The sequence below is a fragment of the Kluyvera georgiana ATCC 51603 genome (assembly GCF_001654985.1).
Taxonomy (GTDB): domain Bacteria; phylum Pseudomonadota; class Gammaproteobacteria; order Enterobacterales; family Enterobacteriaceae; genus Kluyvera; species Kluyvera georgiana.
The window spans coordinates 1-19,801 of the sequence record NZ_LXEU01000038.1 but is presented as its reverse complement, the minus strand read 5'-3'; the positions used below and the strand labels follow the sequence as shown (position 1 = coordinate 19,801).

The 19,801-nt window shown below is 56.7% G+C and carries 16 protein-coding genes; 8 read left to right on the top strand and 8 right to left on the bottom strand.

Annotated elements, in window-relative coordinates:
- Positions 1-138: 138 nt before the first annotated feature.
- Positions 139-975, top strand: coding sequence for an S-formylglutathione hydrolase (gene fghA, locus M989_RS08085; protein ID WP_064544108.1), 837 nt, complete (start codon positions 139-141; stop codon positions 973-975).
- 72 nt (positions 976-1,047) lie between these two features.
- Here fghA and M989_RS08080 read toward each other — a convergent pair whose 3' ends face one another.
- Complete coding sequence (locus tag M989_RS08080; protein ID WP_064544106.1) at positions 1,048-1,923, bottom strand: AraC family transcriptional regulator; 876 nt, start codon at positions 1,921-1,923, stop codon at positions 1,048-1,050.
- A 169-nt stretch (positions 1,924-2,092) separates the two neighbouring features.
- Between M989_RS08080 and M989_RS08075 the strand changes: the two genes are divergently transcribed.
- From M989_RS08075 to M989_RS08065, 3 genes are read left to right on the top strand one after another with little or no spacing between them, the layout of a single operon-like run.
- Positions 2,093-3,892 carry a DUF2264 domain-containing protein gene (locus M989_RS08075; protein ID WP_064544104.1) on the top strand — a complete coding sequence of 600 codons (1,800 nt, stop codon included), beginning with the start codon at positions 2,093-2,095 and terminating at the stop codon, positions 3,890-3,892.
- Positions 3,893-3,923: 31 nt separating this feature from the next.
- Positions 3,924-5,189, top strand: coding sequence for an oligosaccharide MFS transporter (locus tag M989_RS08070; protein WP_064544102.1), 1,266 nt, complete (start codon positions 3,924-3,926; stop codon positions 5,187-5,189).
- An 18-nt stretch (positions 5,190-5,207) separates the two neighbouring features.
- Positions 5,208-6,401, top strand: coding sequence for a glycoside hydrolase family 88 protein (locus M989_RS08065; RefSeq protein ID WP_064544100.1), 1,194 nt, complete (start codon positions 5,208-5,210; stop codon positions 6,399-6,401).
- A 93-nt stretch (positions 6,402-6,494) separates the two neighbouring features.
- Here the strand turns inward: M989_RS08065 and cirA are convergent, their stop codons facing one another.
- From cirA to yieE, 3 genes are all read right to left on the bottom strand, one after another.
- On the bottom strand, positions 6,495-8,462 hold the full coding sequence (cirA, locus tag M989_RS08060; RefSeq protein WP_064544098.1) for a catecholate siderophore receptor CirA: 1,968 nt from the start codon (positions 8,460-8,462) through the stop codon (positions 6,495-6,497).
- 294 nt (positions 8,463-8,756) lie between these two features.
- Positions 8,757-10,226, bottom strand: a complete 1,470-nt coding sequence (locus M989_RS08055; RefSeq protein WP_064544095.1) for an amino acid permease — start codon at positions 10,224-10,226, stop codon at positions 8,757-8,759.
- A 134-nt stretch (positions 10,227-10,360) separates the two neighbouring features.
- The gene (yieE, locus tag M989_RS08050) at positions 10,361-11,227 is read right to left on the bottom strand and encodes a DNA-binding transcriptional regulator YeiE (protein WP_064544093.1); all 867 of its coding nucleotides are present in this window, start codon (positions 11,225-11,227) and stop codon (positions 10,361-10,363) included.
- 118 nt (positions 11,228-11,345) lie between these two features.
- On the opposite strand from yieE, the gene M989_RS08045 reads away from it, so the two are divergent.
- Together M989_RS08045 and nfo are read left to right on the top strand one after the other, a co-directional pair.
- The gene (locus M989_RS08045) at positions 11,346-12,398 is read left to right on the top strand and encodes a YeiH family protein (RefSeq protein ID WP_064544091.1); all 1,053 of its coding nucleotides are present in this window, start codon (positions 11,346-11,348) and stop codon (positions 12,396-12,398) included.
- Between the two features lie 71 nt (positions 12,399-12,469).
- Positions 12,470-13,327 (top strand): deoxyribonuclease IV, encoded by an 858-nt coding sequence (gene nfo / locus M989_RS08040; RefSeq protein WP_064544090.1) that lies wholly within the window; start codon positions 12,470-12,472, stop codon positions 13,325-13,327.
- A 120-nt stretch (positions 13,328-13,447) separates the two neighbouring features.
- On the opposite strand, the gene fruA is transcribed toward nfo, so the two are convergent.
- Genes fruA through fruB form a run of 3 tightly spaced genes read right to left on the bottom strand, consistent with a single transcriptional unit; the run spans position 13,448 to position 17,223 of the window.
- Positions 13,448-15,136, bottom strand: coding sequence for a PTS fructose transporter subunit IIBC (gene fruA, locus M989_RS08035; protein WP_064544088.1), 1,689 nt, complete (start codon positions 15,134-15,136; stop codon positions 13,448-13,450).
- Positions 15,137-15,153: 17 nt separating this feature from the next.
- A complete protein-coding gene (fruK, locus tag M989_RS08030; protein ID WP_064544086.1) occupies positions 15,154-16,092 on the bottom strand; it encodes a 1-phosphofructokinase in 939 nt (312 codons plus the stop codon).
- Positions 16,093-17,223 carry a fused PTS fructose transporter subunit IIA/HPr protein gene (gene fruB, locus M989_RS08025; RefSeq protein ID WP_064544083.1) on the bottom strand — a complete coding sequence of 377 codons (1,131 nt, stop codon included), beginning with the start codon at positions 17,221-17,223 and terminating at the stop codon, positions 16,093-16,095.
- A 362-nt stretch (positions 17,224-17,585) separates the two neighbouring features.
- Between fruB and setB the strand changes: the two genes are divergently transcribed.
- Positions 17,586-18,767 (top strand): sugar efflux transporter SetB, encoded by a 1,182-nt coding sequence (setB, locus tag M989_RS08020; protein WP_064544081.1) that lies wholly within the window; start codon positions 17,586-17,588, stop codon positions 18,765-18,767.
- On the opposite strand, the gene M989_RS08015 is transcribed toward setB, so the two are convergent.
- The gene (locus tag M989_RS08015) at positions 18,764-19,018 is read right to left on the bottom strand and encodes a YkgJ family cysteine cluster protein (protein WP_064544080.1); all 255 of its coding nucleotides are present in this window, start codon (positions 19,016-19,018) and stop codon (positions 18,764-18,766) included. The two genes, setB and M989_RS08015, sit on opposite strands and share 4 nt — an antisense overlap.
- Before the next feature lie 155 nt (positions 19,019-19,173).
- On the opposite strand from M989_RS08015, the gene yeiP reads away from it, so the two are divergent.
- Positions 19,174-19,746 carry an elongation factor P-like protein YeiP gene (gene yeiP, locus M989_RS08010; RefSeq protein ID WP_064544078.1) on the top strand — a complete coding sequence of 191 codons (573 nt, stop codon included), beginning with the start codon at positions 19,174-19,176 and terminating at the stop codon, positions 19,744-19,746.
- Positions 19,747-19,801: the final 55 nt, after the last annotated feature.

Genomic DNA, 19,801 nt, shown 5'->3' with positions numbered 1-19,801 from the left:
GAAAGCCCCAAATGTGAATGTAAAGTTATCTTTATGATGCAACATGTAAATATTATGCGAAAGTGAAAGTTACTCACCAGCGATGAATTATCTGTATGATGGGACTATTAATTCTGACCAAAACCGCGAGGAGCCCGCATGGAAATGCTTGAAGAGCACCGCTGTTATGGCGGCTGGCAACAGCGCTGGCAGCACCATTCCACCACGCTGAACTGCCCGATGACGTTCAGCCTGTTTTTGCCACCGGAAGGTAAAAAAACGCCGCCGCCGGTACTGTACTGGCTGTCCGGTCTGACCTGCAATGACGAGAACTTCACCACCAAAGCGGGCGCGCAGCGCGTTGCCGCAGAATTAGGTATTGTGCTGGTCATGCCCGATACCAGCCCACGCGGTGAAGGCGTGGCGAACGATGCCGCTTACGATCTTGGCCAGGGTGCTGGCTTCTATTTAAACGCCACCCAGGCGCCGTGGGCCGCACACTTCCGCATGTATGATTACCTGCGTGAAGAACTGCCAACGCTGATTCAGGAACAGTTCAACGTGAGTGAACGCTGCGCCATCAGCGGCCATTCGATGGGCGGCCATGGCGCACTGATGCTGGCGCTGAAAAATCCGGGCAAATATTGCAGCGCCTCGGCCTTTGCGCCCATCGTCAACCCGAGCCGTGTGCCCTGGGGAAAGAAAGCCTTTAGCGCCTATCTCGGTGACGATATCGCCCGCTGGGCCGAGTGGGACAGCACCGAGCTGCTGCTGGCAAGCCGCGCTGAAGCGCCGATTCCGCTGCTGATTGACCAGGGCGATAACGATCAGTTCCTCGCCGACCAGCTACAGCCCGCGGTGTTTGCCGAAGCCGCGCGGCAGAAAGACTGGCCGCTCACCCTGCGCATTCAGCCGGGTTACGACCATAGCTATTACTTTATTGCCTCCTTTATTGAAGACCATCTGCGGTTCCACGCCGAGCATCTCTTTGCGTAGTTCGGATAAGCGTAGCGCCCCGTCCGGCAATGCCCTACCCTGCCGGATGGCGGCGTAAACGCCTTATCCGGCCTACAAATTAGCGCCCGGCAGCGTGTAGGGATACGCCTTGCGATACTGCAACGGCGTTTTACCCATATTCTTGCGAAAACAGGTAATAAACCACGCGTATTCGGTAAAACCGACCCGTTCAGCAATTTCCCGCACCGAGAGCTGTGAATGCAACAATAATTCGCAAGCCTGACGAATTCTCCGCATCATCAAATATTCCTGAATCGTGCCGCCGGTCTCATCATGAAAACGCCGCGAGGTGTGTCCGCGCGAACAGCCCATTACCGCCGCAATCTCCTCCAGCGAACAGCGTTCGTGGTAGTGATTTTCCAGCCAGCGAATAATGGTCGATGAAAAGGTATTATGCCCGGTCGCCTGCTCCTGCTGCGGCAGCAGACTAATTAGCTGCATAATCAGAAAGGCGCTGTCGCTGGTGCTCCAGCTCTCCTCGTGGGTCAACGTTTCAAAGCGTTGTAACAGCGTTTCAATCACCGGCTGCAGGTCACCAACGTCAAACACCCGCGCCTTCTCACCGCGCCCACACAGCTGGCGCAACAGCATCTGCTGACGAGGAAAATCCCGCAGCCAGGGGTCCAGCAGCAGCGGGTTAAAGTGTAGGGTCGTACGATGGTAAAGGTTACGTTCATCCTGCTCGACGTACACCTTGTGCAGCTTGCCGGGCGGGAAAATAAACAGGCGCCCCGGTTTTACCGTGTACTGCTGGTGCTCCATCAGCGCAATCCCAACGCCACGCGACACCGAGAGAATCTCCGCACACTGGTGCCAGTGATAGTAATTGGCGGGCATATTCTGCATCCGATTGAAATAAATCGATTTATCGTTGAGATGGATCTGCTCAAGATAAGTCGTGTCTTCCGTTCGCTGGGAGTGAGCCACCGCGTTTGCCTCGCATGTTAATAAACTTAAACTTTCATCATCGAAGTAAAATTTTCAGGCCAAAATACGCCATAAAATTATTTTTAATTACCTGACATGCGTAAAAGTAAGAGCGCAATCACATTTGCCTGCCTGCGCAAATTCCTATTATTCGTCCGCCATCAACGATATGAAACGGGATTTCATCATGCGGACGAAACAAGAATACAGTGCACAAGTAATACGTTGGATTACGGCAGCGGTTCCCCACCTGTCAGCCGATTGCACGCGCCTTCACGCAGGGAACACCGCTGCGCAATACCCGGACGAGGTTGCCGGAATGGAAGGTTTTATTCGTCTGCTGTGGGGGCTGTTTCCACTGGTTAGCGGCGGCACAACGCCGGCGTGGCACGATAAATTCATGACCGGCGTGCGTAACGGCTGTAACCCGCTTCATCCCGGCTACTGGGGCGATGTTGGCGATAACGATCAGCGCTGCGTTGAGATGGCCGCGTTTGGTTTCGGTCTGGCGCTACCGAACAACGGACTGTGGCAGGCGCTGTCCGCCGCTGAGCAGGATAACCTCGTGCGCTGGCTCAGCCAAAGCGCGGATGTCGCCGTGCCGGACAATAACTGGCACTTTTTCCCGGTGCTGATTCAACTGGGTCTGAAGTGCGTTGGCCGTGAATACGATATGGCGGTGATCCACCGACATCTCGATGCCATCGAACCTTTCTGGCTCGGCAACGGCTGGTACTGCGACGGTAAAGGTAAACCGCGCGATTACTACATCTCCAGCGCCTTCCATTTCTATGGCCTGATCTACAGCCATTTTATGCAGGATATCGACCCGGAGCGCTGCCTGCGCTACCGCCAGCGTGCCCAGCAGTTTGCCCTGGATTATCGCTATTACTTCACTGCCGACGGCGCGGGCATTCCGTTTGGCCGTAGCCTGACCTATCGCTTTGTGCAGGTCGCCTTCTGGAGCGCCGTGGCGTTTACCGGGCTGGACGTCTTCACGCCGGGCGTGGTGAAAGGGCTGATTTTGCGCAATCTGGAGCACTGGCAGACGCAGCCATTCCTCGACGCCGACGGTCTGTTTACGATCGGCTATGCCTACCCGAACCTCATTATGGCCGAAGACTATAACAGCCCCGGCTCACCGTACTGGGCGCTAAAGGCAATGCTGATTCTGGCATTACCGGAAGAGAGCGCCTTCTGGCAGGCCGAGTGCGAACCGCTGCCCGCATTGCCGACCATTCACCCGATTCCCGAAGCCGGGCAAATCATCGTGCATAGCAGTGAAAACCGCCACGCCTGGATGCTGATGTCCGGTCAGTTCGACAAGAACAACTTTGTCAACTTTGAGCAAAAATACTGCAAATTCGCCTATTCCAGCCAGTTCGGCTTCACCCTGGAGCGCGGGCGTTATGGGCTGAATCACGCCGCCGTCGATTCCATGCTGCTGTTCAGCGCGGGGGATGACTATTATCGCGGCCGCCGCGAGTGCGACAGTTCGCAAGTGACCGCGCATTGGGTACGCAGCGAGTGGCGTCCGTGGGACGACGTCGAGGTCACCAGTTGGCTCATCCCGCTGGAAAGCGGCCACGTTCGCATTCATCGCGTGAACACACCGCGAGCGCTGAACTGCGTCGAAGGGGGATTTGCCGCCAACCGTCATCGCCAGACGCGGCTCGAACAACTTGCCGATGCCGCCACCGTGCAAACGGCAGATGATTACAGCCAGATGGTGAATCTTTACGGCAATCGCCAATCGCTTGTCGTTACCACGCCGCCAAACAGCAATGTGCTGTATGCCGCACCCGCTGATATTCCCTGCCTGTCCGCGTCGCTGAGCGCCGGTACCCACTGGCTGGCCTGCTACGTCAGCGCTGACCAGGGCACCGCATGCCCGCTGCCGGAGGGGCTGGAGTTTGACCCTGCTACACGACAGTTAACCGTGAACGGTAACTCGCTCACGCTGGTATAAACCTGACCTCTGAATCACGGCGGAGACCGTAATGACAACCACAATTCAGTCGACTCGTTCGGCGTATATCAAGTTAAGTCTCTTTGTTTTCCTCTTTACCTTTACCTGGGCGGCAAGCTTTGGCCTGTACGCCATCTGGCTTGGCGACAAAGCCGGGCTGGACGCTGTCGATATTGGCACCGTGTTTGCGGTGAACGGCGTATTCGCCGTAGTGATTAAGCCGGTGTACGGCTACATCATGGACAAAATCGGCATGAAGAAGCACCTGCTCTATTTTGTCTGTATTGTCTCGGCGCTGATGGCCCCCTTCTATATCTGGATCTATCTGCCGCTGCTGCAAAGCCACTTTATCAGCGGCATGATCGTCGGCGCGCTGTTCTTTAGCCTCGGCTGGTATGCCGGCGTCGCGGCGGAAGAGTCCTATGTTGACCGCTTCAGCCGCCTCTACAACATGGAGTTTGGCCGCATCCGCATGTGGGCGGCGCTGGGCTGGGCCACCGCCTCGTCGTTCTCCGGCTTCCTCTATAACATCTCGCCTAAAATCAACTTTGCCATCAGCAGCGTCTCGGCGCTGTGTATGTTCGCCGTGCTGCTGACGCTGAAGGTGGACCATTTCGGCCAGGAGGAAAACAACGTCCTGTCGAAAGATAAGATTGTGATTACCGACGTGCTGCACCTGCTGGCGAACCGCAAATTCTGGATGTTTGCGCTCTATATTGCCGGCGTAGCGTGGATGATGTTTATCGCCGAGCAGCAGTTCTCCCGTTACTTCGTCACCTTCTTTGCCACCAAAGAAGAAGGTAACGCCATGTTCGGTTATATGAGCACCGCCCAGTCCGCCGCCGAGTTCTTCGGCATGATGCTGGTGCCCGCCATTATCAATCGCATCGGTGCGAAGCAAGGGATGCTGCTCACCGGGCTGGTGATCAGCCTGCGCTTGATTATCTCCGGCCTGACCAGCGACCCGCTGATTATCTGCCTGGTGAAACCGCTATACGGCATTGAAATCGCGCTGATTCTGGTGTCGGTGTTTAAGTATATCGCCGAGCATTTCGACAAACGCGTTAACGCCACCATGTACCTGCTGGGCTACCAGGCGATGATTTACGTCGGCTCTATCGTGGTCGCGCCGCCTGCGGGTTATGCCTATCAGACCATTGGTTTTGAACATACCTATCTGATTATGGGCATCATCGCCCTGGTCTTTACCGGCGTATCCGCCCTCACTCTCTCTGCCTGCTACAGCCACAAGAAGAACGCTGTAGGCCAGGAAATCAAACACGAAGCGATTAATTAAAAACGGGAATATGACAGCATGACGTCTGAAACGATCAGCAAAGAACCGCTCGCCTGCCAACCGCTCCAGCCGGGCGAACGTGAAGCACTTGGCCGTAAAATTCGCGGGATAATGCCCGACCTGCTGAAAGCAATTGAGAGCAACGCGGACTACTTTGGTCAGCGTTTTCCGGATGCGGCCTGCGAGAAAGGGATCTATCCCATCATCGACAATATTGAGTGGACCACCAGCTTCTGGACCGGCCAGCTGTGGCTGGCCTATGAATGGACCGGGCAGGAACAGTACCGCACGCTTGCAGAGCAGCATATTCATTCGTTCGGCCAGCGGATTATTAACCGCGATCATACTAACCACCACGATCTGGGCTTCCTCTATAGCCTGTCATGCGTGGCGGGCCAGCGCCTGACCGGCAACCGCGAAGCAGGCTATATCGCCCTGCTCGCTGCCGAAGCGCTGATGGAACGCTATAACGAAAAAGCCGGGATCATCCAGGCCTGGGGCGAGCTGAACAACCCCGAACAGCAAGGGCGTATGATCATCGACTGTAATATGAATCTGCCGCTGCTGTACGAGGCCAGCCGCGCGAGCGGCGACCCGCGCTACGCCGAGGCGGCAAAGCAGCATATTGAGCGCGCGCGTCGCTATATCGTGCGTGAAGATGGCTCGACCTTCCACACCTGGTATATGGACGTTGAGACTGGCGCACCGCGCTTTGGCAATACCCATCAGGGCTTCTCCGACGATTCCTGCTGGGCGCGCGGCCAGGCATGGGGCGTTTACGGCTTCCTGTTGAACTACCTGTATACCGGCGACGAACGCCTGCTGGAACTCAGCCAGACGCTGGCAAACTACTACCTGAATCGTCTGCCGGACGACCTTATCTGCTATTGGGATCTGGCGCTCACCAACCCCACCAGCGAACGCGACAGTTCGGCAGCCGCTATCGTCGCCTGCGCGCTGCTGGAATTGGTGAAACATCTCCCGGCCACGCATCCGGATAAGGAGAGCTACGAAACGCTGGCGCTACGCATGATCGGCAATATGATCGATGGTTATGTGAATCGCGAGCATAAGCCGGGCCAGGGGCTGCTGAAGCATTCGGTGTACTACTTCAAAGGTGGAATTGGGGTCAACGAGTGCTGTAGCTGGGGGGATTACTTCCTGATGGAAGCGATCACGCGTGCGGTGCAGAACTGGCGTAGCTACTGGTAAGCGAGCTTGCCCGATGACGCTACGCTTATCGGGCCTACGCGAGCGCGCAATATGGTCACGCCGGGTTAAATCCGGCACGACCATCATCACAGGTTAGAAGCGGTAATCCACCGCCATAAAGTAGCGACGGCCATCTTCGTTGTAGCTGTAATCGTCACGCGACAGATCTTTGTCGCCCAGGTTCAGTATGCCCGCACGCAGCTTAACGTCTTTGGTTGCCTGCCATGCCCCGCCAAGATCCCAGGTGGTGTAGCCGCCCGGCGTTTTGGAGGTTTCGCTCACCGCACGCTGCTTGCCGTTATAGCGGGCCGCCAGATAGAACGACCAGTCCTGTAGCGGCGTCCAGTCCAGACGCCCGTTAGCGGTATGGAACGGCAGCTCCTGTAGCGGCTTGTCTGCACCGTTGCTCCGATCGCGACCATCGTTATAGGTATAGTTCAGCGTCACTTTCCAGGCGTCGCCAACCGGTACCTTCAGCTCGGTTTCGACACCACGAATACGCGCTTTATTCACGTTATAGTAGGAGAATACCGGCACGCCGTTATCAAAACCGACAAAGTTCGGATAGCCCGGCGCGGCATTGCGATCGCGCGTACGGCTCACGTTAATCATATCGTCGATATCGTTCTGGAAAGTGGTGACGCTACCCTGCACGCCTTCCAGCCAGCCTTCTTCCCCCTGGTAATAAAGACCAATTTCATAGCTTTCGCTGGTTTCCGGTTTCAGGTCCGGGCTACCGACAATGCGACAGCCGCCGCGGCACGAGTTGGAACTCCAGTCCGGGCTAAGCTGAAGCAGCGATGGCGCTTTAAACGCGGTTGCCCAGCCCCCTTTCACCGTTAGCGTATCGGTGGCGCTATACACCAGATACGCACGCGGGCTCCAGTGATCGCCGTAGGTCTGGTGATCGTCCATGCGGATCCCGGTGGTCAGCGCCAGCGGTTCGAAGATGCGCCACTCGTCTTCGAGGAACAGCGCATACTGGCTGGCGGAGGTTTCGCTGCTGGAACCGCCGGTCAGGTTGACCGGATCGCTCAGCTTATCGTGACGCCATTCGCCGCCAAAGGTCACCAGTTGATTAATCGCCCCCAGCGGCAGCACGTATTTGCCGTCGATGGTATTACTTTGCGATGTGATATTACTGCTATTCCCCGGATTCTTGTTGACCACCTTTTCGCCGTAATACTTCAGTTCGCTGTTACCCAAGTCCCAGCGCCCGTTGTGGCTCAGCGAGTAGTTCTGGCGCTCCAGACGGTTGCGGTCGAGAGAATCGGAATCACGGTCCTGGCGGTCGAAGCCGTAACCGGCGGTGATGTCGTTATTTTCATTCGGCGTCCAGGCAAACTCCACGTTACCATCGCGGCTGGTGTAACCCTCAATGCGCGGTGATTCGCCGGTCGTGCTGGTCGTCGAGCTCTGCGGACTATCCTTTTCACGCTTCGACAGACTCCCGAACGCCTTCATGCCCAGCACGCCGTCCACCAGCGGGCCGGAGGTGAAGAACTGGCCGTTCCAGGTATCGCCGCGATCGCGATGTTCCTGAATGGTGGTATCGGCAGTGACGGAACCGGTCCACTTCGCGCCGATTTTTTTGGTGATGATATTCACCACGCCGCCCAGCGCATCGGAGCCGTAGAGAGAAGACATCGGGCCGCGCACCACTTCGATACGTTCGATGGCGTCAACCGGGATCCAGTTCAGGTCGAAGTCGTTGTGGCGGAAGACGGCATTACGCGAGTTAACGCGTTTACCGTCGATGAGAATCAACGTATAGCTGCTGTCCAGGCCGCGAATGCTGACGCCCTGACGGTTATCCCCCTCGTTGGTGAGCTGGACGCCCGGCACTTCTTTCAGCACATCTTTCAGGTTCTGCACCGGCTTGCGCTGCAGGTCTTCCTGGGTAATGACGCTGATACTCGCGGGAGCATCCTTCACGCTTTGTTCGGTAGCCGCTGCCGTGACGACCAGCACTTCATGATTATCTGCGGCCGCTGCGGGCAGCGTCAGGGACATAACGGACGCGCACAGCCCGCCCCGAACGATGGGGTTTAACCTAAACATTTCCTTTCTCCATGAGGTGAATACTGAATTAAAACAAAAGGGTCTTACTCACAAATGCTGCTTGGTACCGCTGACTGACGGTCTGTTTTTATGCAGATGTGGCTGGTCCCTCCGGTATCGTCTTCACCGGGATAAGGAAGTGGCTTCATCCATTTGTATGGGCATGGATGATAAAAGTAATGATAATAATTATCAATTAAGATTGTTTAAAGTTATGTCAAGACGTAACAAAACATCGCGCATAAAAAAACCTCTCCGAAGAGAGGTTTTTGTTATCACCGGGAACCCGACGCGCTATTTCTTAAAGCGTTCCGGGAAGTGCATTTCGCTATAGCGAACAAAGTGCGTACCACGGGTCAGCTTATAGCCGAACCAGATAACCAGGAACAGCGGGATACCGATATAGGTCGCCGCGACGCCGCCCCAGTCGATGGTATCGGCGAGGAACGCTTCGTAGTTCTGGCCCAGCGTGATAATCAGGCACAGCACGAAGGCGAAGATCGGCCCCAGCGGGAAGAACCCGGAGCGGTACGGCAGGTTGTTAATATCGTGACCCTGCATAATGTAACCGCGGCGGAAGCGATAATGGCTAATCGCAATCCCCAGCCAGGCGATAAAGCCGGTCATCCCGGAGGTGTTCAGCAGCCACAGGTACACGGTCTGGTTGCCAAACATCGACGTCAGGAAGCACAGACCCGCAATCACGGTGGTCGCATACAGCGCGTTACGCGGCACGCCGCCACGGGAGAGCTTCGAGAAGATGCGCGGCGCTTTGCCGTCACAGGCCAGGGTATACAGCATACGGGTAGAGGCGTACATCCCGGAGTTCCCCGCCGACAGTACCGCCGTCAGGATAACCGCGTTCATAATTGCTGCCGCAGAGAGCAGACCCGCATGCTGGAACACCAGAGTGAACGGGCTGACGGAGATATCTTTCACGTCATTTCGCAGCAGGCTTGGGTCGGTGTACGGAATGATCAGGCTGATGATCAGAATCGCGAACACATAGAACAGCAGAATACGCCAGAACACCTGACGCACCGCGCGCGGAATATTCTTCTCCGGATCTTCAGATTCGCCCGCCGCAATACCGATAAGTTCGGTCCCCTGGAAGGAGAAACCGACGATCATCGCCACGCCGATCATCGCCGACAGGCCACCGGCAAACGGCGCGTCGCCGGTTGTCCAGTTGCTCCAGCCGACCGGCTGTGCCCCCTTGAAGATGCCGAGGATCATCATAATGCCAACGACGATGAAGATAATCACGGTCGCCACTTTGATCAGCGAGAACCAGTATTCCGCTTCGCCGAAGCCCTTAACAGAGATGTAGTTCAGCAAGAAAATGACGCACAGGAACAGCGCGCTCCAGATCCAGCCAGGTGTATCAGGGAACCACCAGCTCATCACCAGCTGCGCGGCCACCAGGTCAACGGCGATGGTCACCGCCCAGTTGTACCAGTAGTTCCAGCCCAGCGCGAAGCCGAAGCCCTCTTCCACATAGTTCTGACCGTAGGTGGCGAAAGAACCGGATACCGGCATATAAGCCGCCAGTTCGCCCAGGCTGGTCATCAGGAAGTAAACCATCAGGCCAATCAGAATATAGGAAAACAGCGCGCCGCCCGGGCCCGCCTGAGAAATGGTTGCGCCGGACGCAACAAACAGCCCCGTACCGATAGAACCGCCAATGGCGATCATCGTCAGGTGACGCGCCTTGAGTTCGCGACGTAACGCGGGCGCTTGTGTGGTTTTCGTTTCGGAACCCATGTGAAAATGCTATCCATCCAAAAAATGAGGCGCGATTGTAGCAGACGATTTCGCTATATCACGGTAGAAATGCGCAGTTATAAGAGACCTTCATGATTGGTCTCTTATTATAAGTAAAGCATCCACTGGCCGTTTTAGATATCGCAGTACTGCAAAAAGCGCTTCAAGGCATTAGAAAGATGCTTTTGTCGATGATGAATGCGCCACAGCGTGCGGCTCAGCTTCGGCAGTGGGATAGTCACCTCCTTCAGCGTACCGGCCTCGAGCTGCTCGGCAATCACCCGCCGCGATAGACAGCTGAGGCCCAGGTCGTGGCGCACCGCGTGCTTAATGGCCTCTGAGTTACCCAGCTCCATCCCCATCTGGAACTGCGGCAGATGTGAAAGCAGTAAATAATCAACGATTTCACGCGTGCCAGAGCCTTTCTCACGCAGGATCCACGGCACCATCGCCAGCTTATCCAGCGTGACCTCGCCCTGTAGCCAGGCGCTGTCTGGCGCGGAGAACACCACCAGCTCATCCTCCAGCCACGGCTCGGCGATAATATCCGCCGAATGGCACGGCCCCTCAATCAGGCCGATATCGACGCGGAAATCGGCCACCGCGTTAATCACGTCCTGGCTGTTGCCTACGCTCAGCTCCAGAGGTAATGAAGGGAAATCTTTGCGGTAACGGGCGATAACCCCCGGCAAAATGTAGTTGCCGATGGTACTGCTCGCATAAACGCGGATGGCGCCGTTATCTTCACGAAACAGCTGTTCAATTTCGCCCGCCTGCTCCAGCAACGCCAGCGCGCGAGGATACAGCAGCCGTCCGTGTTCATTGACCACCAGCCGCTTGCCGACGCGGTCGAACAGCTGAACGCCGAGCTGGCCCTCAAGGTCGGTGAGCGCCGCGCTGACCGCCGACTGCGACAGCGCCAACATCTGCGAAGCCTGTGTCGTCGAACCGCTTTTCAGCACTTCCGCAAAAACTTCTAATTGCCGCAGCGTGATATGCATATGTTTTCAGCCAGCAAGAGCCGCCATTACCAGTTATTACGATTAATTATAAATATATAATCAATTTTACCTTTTAACCAGCCGGGCGTAACCTTTTAGCCAGACAAAGGAGAAGGTTATGACACAGGTCACCTTAGAAACGCATCATCATCGCGGTATCAAACATTTTATCCCAGGGCTCGCACTGAGCGCCGTCATTACCGGCGCAGCAGTCTGGATCGGCAATATCCCGGCCGTGGCAGGAGTCGGCATGAGCGCACTGACGCTGGCCATCCTGTTTGGGATGGTGATTGGTAACACGATTTACCCGAAACTCTGGCAGTCGTGCGACGGCGGCGTGCTGTTCGCCAAACAGCATTTACTGCGTCTGGGCATCATTCTTTACGGCTTCCGTCTGACCTTCGCCCAGATTGCGGACGTGGGCGTGAGCGGAATTGTTATCGACGCCCTGACGTTGTGCAGTACCTTTATGATGGCCTGCTGGCTCGGGCAGAAAGTGTTCGGTCTGGACAAACACACCAGCTGGCTGATTGGTGCCGGTAGCAGCATCTGTGGTGCTGCGGCGGTACTGGCAACCGAGCCTGTTGTTAAAGCCGAGGCGAGCAAAGTGACCGTAGCGGTCGCGACGGTAGTCATTTTCGGGACGCTGGCTATCTTTATCTACCCGGCCATGTACCCGCTGCTGGCGCACTGGTTTACCCCTGAAACCTACGGCATTTACATCGGTTCGACCATGCACGAAGTCGCGCAGGTAGTGGCTGCCGGTCACGCGGTGACGCCAGAAACAGAAAACGCGGCGGTGATTGCCAAAATGCTGCGTGTGATGATGCTGGCTCCGTTCCTGCTGTTTATGGCAGCGCGTGTAAAACAGCTGGCTCCGGCAGGCGCGTCGCAGAAAAGTAAAATCACGATCCCATGGTTTGCCATCATGTTCATCGTGGTCACTATCTTTAACTCGTTCCACCTGCTGCCCAACAGCATTGTGCAGATGCTGATTACGCTGGACACCATCCTGCTGGCAATGGCCATGGCGGCGCTGGGTGTGACCACTCACGTTAGCGCACTGAAAAAAGCCGGTGCAAAACCGCTGATGATGGCGCTGGTACTGTTCATCTGGCTGATTGTGGGTGGCGGTGCGATTAACTTCGCGATTCATTACCTGATGGCATAATCGACAACGACTAACCCCCCCGAACCCGCTATACTCACTTTCCCATTTTGAGTATGGCGGGTTTACTTTTTATGAAATACATCGGAGCGCACGTCAGCGCCGCGGGCGGCCTGGCTAATGCCGCAATTCGGGCTGCGGAAATCGAAGCGACCGCCTTCGCCCTGTTCACCAAAAACCAGCGTCAGTGGCGCGCCGCGCCGTTAACCACCGAGATTATCGACGACTTCAAAGCCGCTTGTGAAAAATATCACTACACGCCAGCGCAAATTCTGCCGCACGACAGCTACCTGATTAACCTCGGCCACCCGGTTGAAGAGGCGCTGGAGAAATCCCGTGAAGCCTTTATTGATGAGCTGACGCGCTGTCAGCAACTGGGGCTGACGCTGCTGAACTTCCATCCGGGCAGCCACCTGTTGCAGATCGATGAAGACAAATGTCTGGCGCGAATTGCCGAGTCTATCAACATCGCGCTGGCGCAAACCGAAGGCGTGACGGCGGTGATCGAGAACACCGCCGGTCAGGGCAGCAACCTCGGTTTTAAGTTTGAGCATCTGGCGGCCATCATCGACGGCGTAGAAGACAAGTCGCGGGTTGGCGTGTGCATCGATACCTGCCACGCCTTTGCCGCGGGCTACGATCTGCGCACCACGGAGGCTTGTGCGGACACCTTCGCCGAGTTTGAACGTATCGTCGGCTTCCAGTACCTGCGCGGCATGCACCTGAATGACGCCAAAAGCGAGTTCGGCAGCCGCGTTGACCGCCACCACAGCCTGGGCGAAGGTAACATCGGCCACGACGCGTTCCGCTTTATCATGCAGGATGAGCGTTTTGACGGTATCCCGCTGGTGCTGGAAACCATTAATCCGGATATCTGGGCGGAAGAAATTGCGTGGCTGAAGGCGCAGCAGACTGAGTCCGCTGCGGCTTGATTGCCCGGTGGCACTGCGCTTACCGGGCCTACTGACTCGGGTAAGCAAGATAAGGCGTAGCCGCCATCAGGCGTAAAAAAAGGGCCGAATCATCGGCCCTTTTTCACATTGACTGAACGCTTACGCTTTTACCGCAACTTCGCCTTCCGGGCGCTTCAGCACCGCGTAAGAGAGGCCCGCCACCAGCGTACCCGCAACAATCGCAATCAGGTAGCCCAGCACCGGCGTGATAGCGCCAGGAATCAGCAGAACAAACAGACCACCGTGCGGTGCCATCAGCTTTGCGCCTACCGCCATCGAGATAGCGCCGGTTACCGCGCCGCCAACGATACAGCATGGCAGAACGCGCATCGGGTCACGGGCAGCGAACGGAATCGCCCCTTCAGAGATAAAGCACAGACCCAGCACCAGCGCCGCTTTGCCGCCTTCACGTTGACCTTTGTCGAACTTGTTACGCGCAACCAGCGTGGCGATACCCATCGCCAGCGGGGGAACCATACCGGCAGCCATAATCGCCGCCATCGGCGCATAGGTCTGGGTAGACAGCAGGCCTACGCCGAACGCATATGCCGCTTTGTTCACCGGGCCACCCATGTCGGTACACATCATCGCACCCAGGATAGCGCCCAGCAGGACCGCGTTGGCGGTGCCCATGGTTTGCAGCCAGTGGGTCAGCCAGTTCAGCAGCGCCGCAACCGGCGTACCGATCAGGTAGATCATGGCCAGGCCGACAATCAGGCTCGAAACCAGCGGAATGATCAGAATCGGTTTCAGCGCTTCCATGCTCGGCGGCAGCTTCAGCTTAGTACTGATAAGCTTCGCTACATAACCCGCAAGGAAACCGGCAATGATACCGCCGATAAAGCCGGATCCGCCGCTCACCGCCAGCATACCGCCGATAAGACCCGGCGTCAGACCCGGACGGTCAGCGATGGAGAAGGCAATGAAGCCTGCCAGCACCGGTACCATCAGGGCAAAGGCTGAACCACCGCCGATCTGCATCAGCGCCGCGGCCAGCGTGCCTTTGACTTCAAAGGCTTTAATACCAAACGCGAAGGAGAGCGCAATACACAGACCGCCCGCCACCACCATCGGCAGCATGTAGGACACGCCGGTCAGCAGGTGACGATACGCCCCGCCGCCGCTCTCTTTTTTGGCCGCATCGGCAGGTGATTTGCTCTGGCCAGCAGGCTGGTAAGGCTTGGCCTCAACCATGGCTTTGTCCAGCTCCTGCGCGGTTTTCTTCAGCGCCAGGCCGGTCGTGGTGCGATACATCGGCTTACCGGCAAATTTCGCCAGATCCACTTCGATATCCGCCGCCACGATAACCAGGTCAGCCTGTTCAACTTCTTCCGGCGTAATCGCATTGCCAGCGCCCACGGAACCGCGGGTTTCTACTTTCACCCACAGGCCACGCTTTTTCGCTTCAGTTTCAATCGCTTCTGCCGCCATAAAGGTGTGCGCAACGCCGGTTGGGCATGCGGTTACCGCGACAATACGCTTCACCGCGCCGGTTGCCGTCGGCTCGGCCTGCGCCGGCGCTTCGTAGGGCAGCGCGTGCGATTTGGCTTCGCTCAGGAACAGTTCCGGGTGGGAAACCGCACGGTTAATATCACCAAGGTAAACCTGTTTGCCTACCAGCGCGGTATCGGCTGGCAGCGTGGAGCCCAGCACGATTGCCAGGTCCGCATCGTTTGGGTTATCAATTAACTCCAGGCGCGCTTTCTGCGCCGCCGCGCCCAGCAGGGTCTTCGCCATATAAGCACGAGCCTGTCCGAGTTTGGCATCGATAATCAGCAGCGTTTTCATACGCCTCTCCCCTGCTGTTAGTTAAAAGGTTTCAGGTCGACACGCGCCATCATCGCGGCCAACTGGGTACGATCGGTAATGCCAACGTTGCTCTGGCTTACCGCTAACGCCGCAACGGCGGTGGCAAGGCGCAGGGTATGCTCGCTGGATTCGCGCATCAGCAGGCCATAAATCAGACCGCCAACCATTGAATCCCCAGCCCCTACGGTGCTGACCACTTCCACTGACGGCGGCTTAGCAATCCACTCGCCGGAGGCGTTCACCCACAGCGCGCCTTCCGCACCCAGCGAAATCACCACGTGGGCGATACCCTGCTCACGCAGCGCGTGGGCGGCATCGATCACGTCTTTCATTTCAGGCAGCTTGCGGCCTGCCCAGATCTCCAGCTCGCGACGGTTTGGCTTAACCAGCCACGGCGCGGCCTTCAGACCCGCAACCAGCGCTTCGCGGCTGCTGTCGAAAATAATGCATGGGCACTGGCTGCGCAGACGGGTCATCCAGTCGGTGAACGCTTCCGGGCTGACGCCGGCAGGCAAGCTGCCGCTGACGCACACCATGTCGAACTGGCCCAGCCAGCTCAGGGAATCGTTCACGAAACGCTCCCAATCTGCCGGTGTGACTTCGAAGCCGGAGAAGTTAAAGTCGGTGACTTCCCCATCTTTTTCGGTCAGCTTAACGTTAATACGCGTGCGGCCCTGTACCACCTGGAAACGGTTGGCAATGCCCAGCTCGCTGAACAACTGCTGAAAACCGTCCTGGTTATCTTTCCCCAGGAAGCCGCCAACGGTCACATCGATGCCGAGATCTTTCAGCACTTTTGCCACGTTGATGCCCTTACCCGCCGCGTGCAGCCCGGTGGTTCGCACCAGGTTGACTTCGCCGCGTTCGATTTCTGGCGTGAACCCTACCAAATCATAGGCCGGGTTTAAGGTAATTGTGGCTACTCTTCTGCTCATTTATGCGCCCTCCCCAAGGCCTGAAGCAATGGCTTCGCCAATGGCGTCCAGCGCCTGGCGAGCATCGTCTCCCTGGGCGGTAAAGCGCAGACGATGACCTTTTTTGACACCCAACGCGACCACCTTCATCAGGCTGCGACCGTTAGCCGGTTTACCGCTGCCGTCGAGGTTGGTGACGGTGATGTCACTGTTAAACTGTTTAATGGTATTTACCAGCATGGTGCCCGGACGAGCGTGCAGACCGTGTTCGTTACGCACCACGAACTCTTCGCTCAGCACATCGTCAGCCGCCGCATCATCGCTGGTCAGCAATGCCAGCAGCGTGGCTGCGTCGGCTTTCAGCAGACGTTCAGCTTTGTTGTCCAGCAGCAGGTTAACCAGGCGATTCAGCACGGCGGTCGGCTGGGCATCGGCCATCGCCACGGTGAGCAGCAGGGAAGCCGTCTCCTCGCCTACAGCAAACGGCGTGGCGGCACGGCTGACCGCGATAGCGCTGCGCAGGTTGCCTTCCGCGCTGTCGCTCAGCCAGATACCCTGGCCCAGATTCAGCGGCTGCTCATTGATCGCTTTCGCCACGAAGTTCGCATCCGCAGCACCGGCTTCTTTCAGCCGCGCGGCGTTCAGCGCCTGTAAGGTCACCAGATCGCTGGCGGCAACGTCCAGAGACAGCATGTCGTTGTCCAGCTTCAGCGCTTCGCTCTGTTTTTCACCCATCAACAAGGCGCGAAGTTCTTCCGCGGTGGTGGCGGTCTTCAGCTGTTCAGCCACCGCGTCATCGCTCAGCACGTGCGTCAGCTGACGCAGCAGGCCAAGGTGCTCGTCGGAGCTGGCGGCAATACCAATAGCGACATAGGCGGTCTGCCCTTCACCCCAGGTGACGCCCTGCGGAAACTGATAAACCTGTACGCCGGTTTTCAGCACCTGATCGCGGGTATCGGTGGTGCCGTGCGGAATCGCAATACCGTTGCCTAAAAACGTGGAGGTTTGTTGCTCACGCGCCAGCATACCGGCGACGTAGCCGTCCGCGACGTTACCCGCGCTCACCAGCGCAGCGGCAACCTGGCGAATAGCCTCTTCTTTATTTGCGGCCTGCTGGCCGGGATGGATATCCTGAACAGTTAACTGGAACATGGTTCCCCTCGCTCGCTGAATTGAATCGATTCAGCTTTTGTGAGAAAAAATCGTCGTACCTGGCTGGATTAGCGCGGAAGACGACGCTGAAACGTTTCAATAATTCTGTGCCTTTCTTAATCAGCCTGCAAGTTTTGCTGGCAAATTGATCGCATAAATTAGATCCACAGCACATTTCGTTAGCATTATTGCCACATTTGCTGAAGCACAATGATGCCACCCTCCATCACTTCAGCATGATGTAAGCTCGCTTTTTGAAATGCGTTTTTAATTTTCCGTGCCAAATTTGATTTAGGTGACTGTTCATTATCTGGCTCGCGGCGTAAACTCGCCGCCTCTCCTACAGTGACCGATACAACACCATGCAAAACAGTACCGCCGCCGCCCCACGGCGATCGCTTGATTTCACTTCGACCTCATTTTTGATCGTCGCGTTTTTAACCGGTATTGCCGGTGCGCTGCAAACGCCGACGCTGAGCCTGTTTCTCAGTAATGAGGTCCACGTCCGCCCGGCGATGGTCGGTTTTTTCTTTACCGGCAGCGCGGTGATCGGCATTTTCGTCAGCCAGTTTCTGGCAGGCTATTCGGATAAACGCGGCGACCGCAAAAACCTGATCGTCTTCTGCTGCCTGCTTGGCGTGCTGGCCTGTGCGCTGTTCGCCTGGAACCGCAACTACTTCATTCTGCTGTTCGTTGGCGTGTTCCTCAGCAGCTTCGGCTCTACCGCCAACCCGCAGATGTTTGCCCTCGCCCGTGAGCATGCCGATAAAACCGGTCGTGAAGCGGTGATGTTCAGTTCCATCATGCGCGCCCAGGTATCGCTGGCGTGGGTGATCGGCCCGCCGCTGGCCTATGCGCTGGCGATGGGCTTCGGTTTTACGGTGATGTATCTGTCTGCGGCGGTGGCGTTTGTGGTGTGCGGCGCAATGGTCTGGCTGTTTCTGCCGACCATGCGCAAAGAGAAAGTGGCGATTAGCGGTGCGATTCAGGCGCCGCGCACCAACCGCAAAGATGCGTTGCTGCTGTTTGTCATCTGTACCCTGATGTGGGGAACCAACAGCCTCTACATTATCAATATGCCGCTTTACATCATCAACGAACTGCACCTGCCAGAAAAGCTGGCCGGGGTGATGATGGGCACCGCCGCCGGGCTGGAAATCCCGACGATGCTGATTGCGGGCTACTTTGCCAAACGGCTGGGTAAACGCTTCCTGATGCGCGTCGCGGCGGTTGCGGGGCTATGCTTCTATATTGGTATGCTGACCTTCAACAGCCCGGCGCTGCTGCTGGCGATGCAGCTGCTGAACGCCGTTTATATCGGTATTCTCGGCGGGATTGGCATGCTCTACTTCCAGGATCTGATGCCAGGCCAGGCCGGGTCTGCCACGACGCTGTACGCAAACACCTCACGCGTAGGCTGGATTATCGCCGGTTCACTGGCAGGAGTCGTAGCAGAAATCTGGAACTACCACACGGTATTCTGGATTGCGCTGGTGCTGTGCGTCGGCACCATCGGATGTCTGATGCGCATTAAAGACGTTTAGGGCGCCGTCAACGCTTCAAGATGCAGAAGCCAGGTCATGGCCTCTTGTCGGCTGGCGCCGCACATGTCGCGCGCAGGCTGGAGCCCAGCGCACACCTTCGGGCGCAGGGGCGAAGTGAAGATTTTACAGCGCTGATTCTCATCCAACTGCACGCAGGGCGTGTTAGCCGGTTTGCCGTTGGGCATACCGGGAATCGGGCTGGATATAGAAGGTGCAGTGCAGCAGGCCCCGCAGTCCGGACGACATTCCATCGCGGGTTCTCTATTGAAGGTGACAAGGTGATTGTGACGCACAGTAGCACCTTTTCATGAGGGTTAGCAAAAGCCTTTAATTCCGCTTGCCTGAAACGCCCGGCACGAGTACTTTTACGCGATATTTTAGCCCCCTATTTCACAGGATAATTGCAATGCCAAGAGCGAACGAAATTAAAAAAGGTATGGTGCTGAATTACAACGGCAAGCTGCTGATTGTAAAAAACATTGATATTCAGTCACCGAGCGCCCGTGGCGCAGCAACGCTGTACAAAATGCGTTTTTCTGACGTCAGCACCGGTCTGAAAGTTGAAGAACGCTTCAAAGGCGACGACATGGTCGATACCGTGACGCTGAACCGCCGCTTCGTTGACTTCTCCTACATCGACGGCAACGAATACGTGTTCATGGATAAAGAAGACTATACCCCGTATATCTTCTCCCACGACCAGATTGCTGAAGAGCTGCAGTTTATCCCGGAAGGCGGTATGCCGGACATGCAGGTGCTGCTGTGGGACGGCCAGGTGCTGGCGCTGGAACTGCCGCAGACGGTCGATCTGGAAATCGTTGAAACCGCACCGGGCATCAAAGGCGCGTCTGCCAGTTCTCGTACTAAACCCGCGACCCTGACCACCGGTCTGGTTGTGCAGGTGCCTGAGTACCTGACCGCCGGTGAGAAAATTCGCATCCATATCGAAGAAAAACGCTATATGGGCCGCGCGGACTAATCGCGGGTTTTCACAGCGTAAAAGAAAAGGACAGCCAAATGGCTGTCCTTTTTTA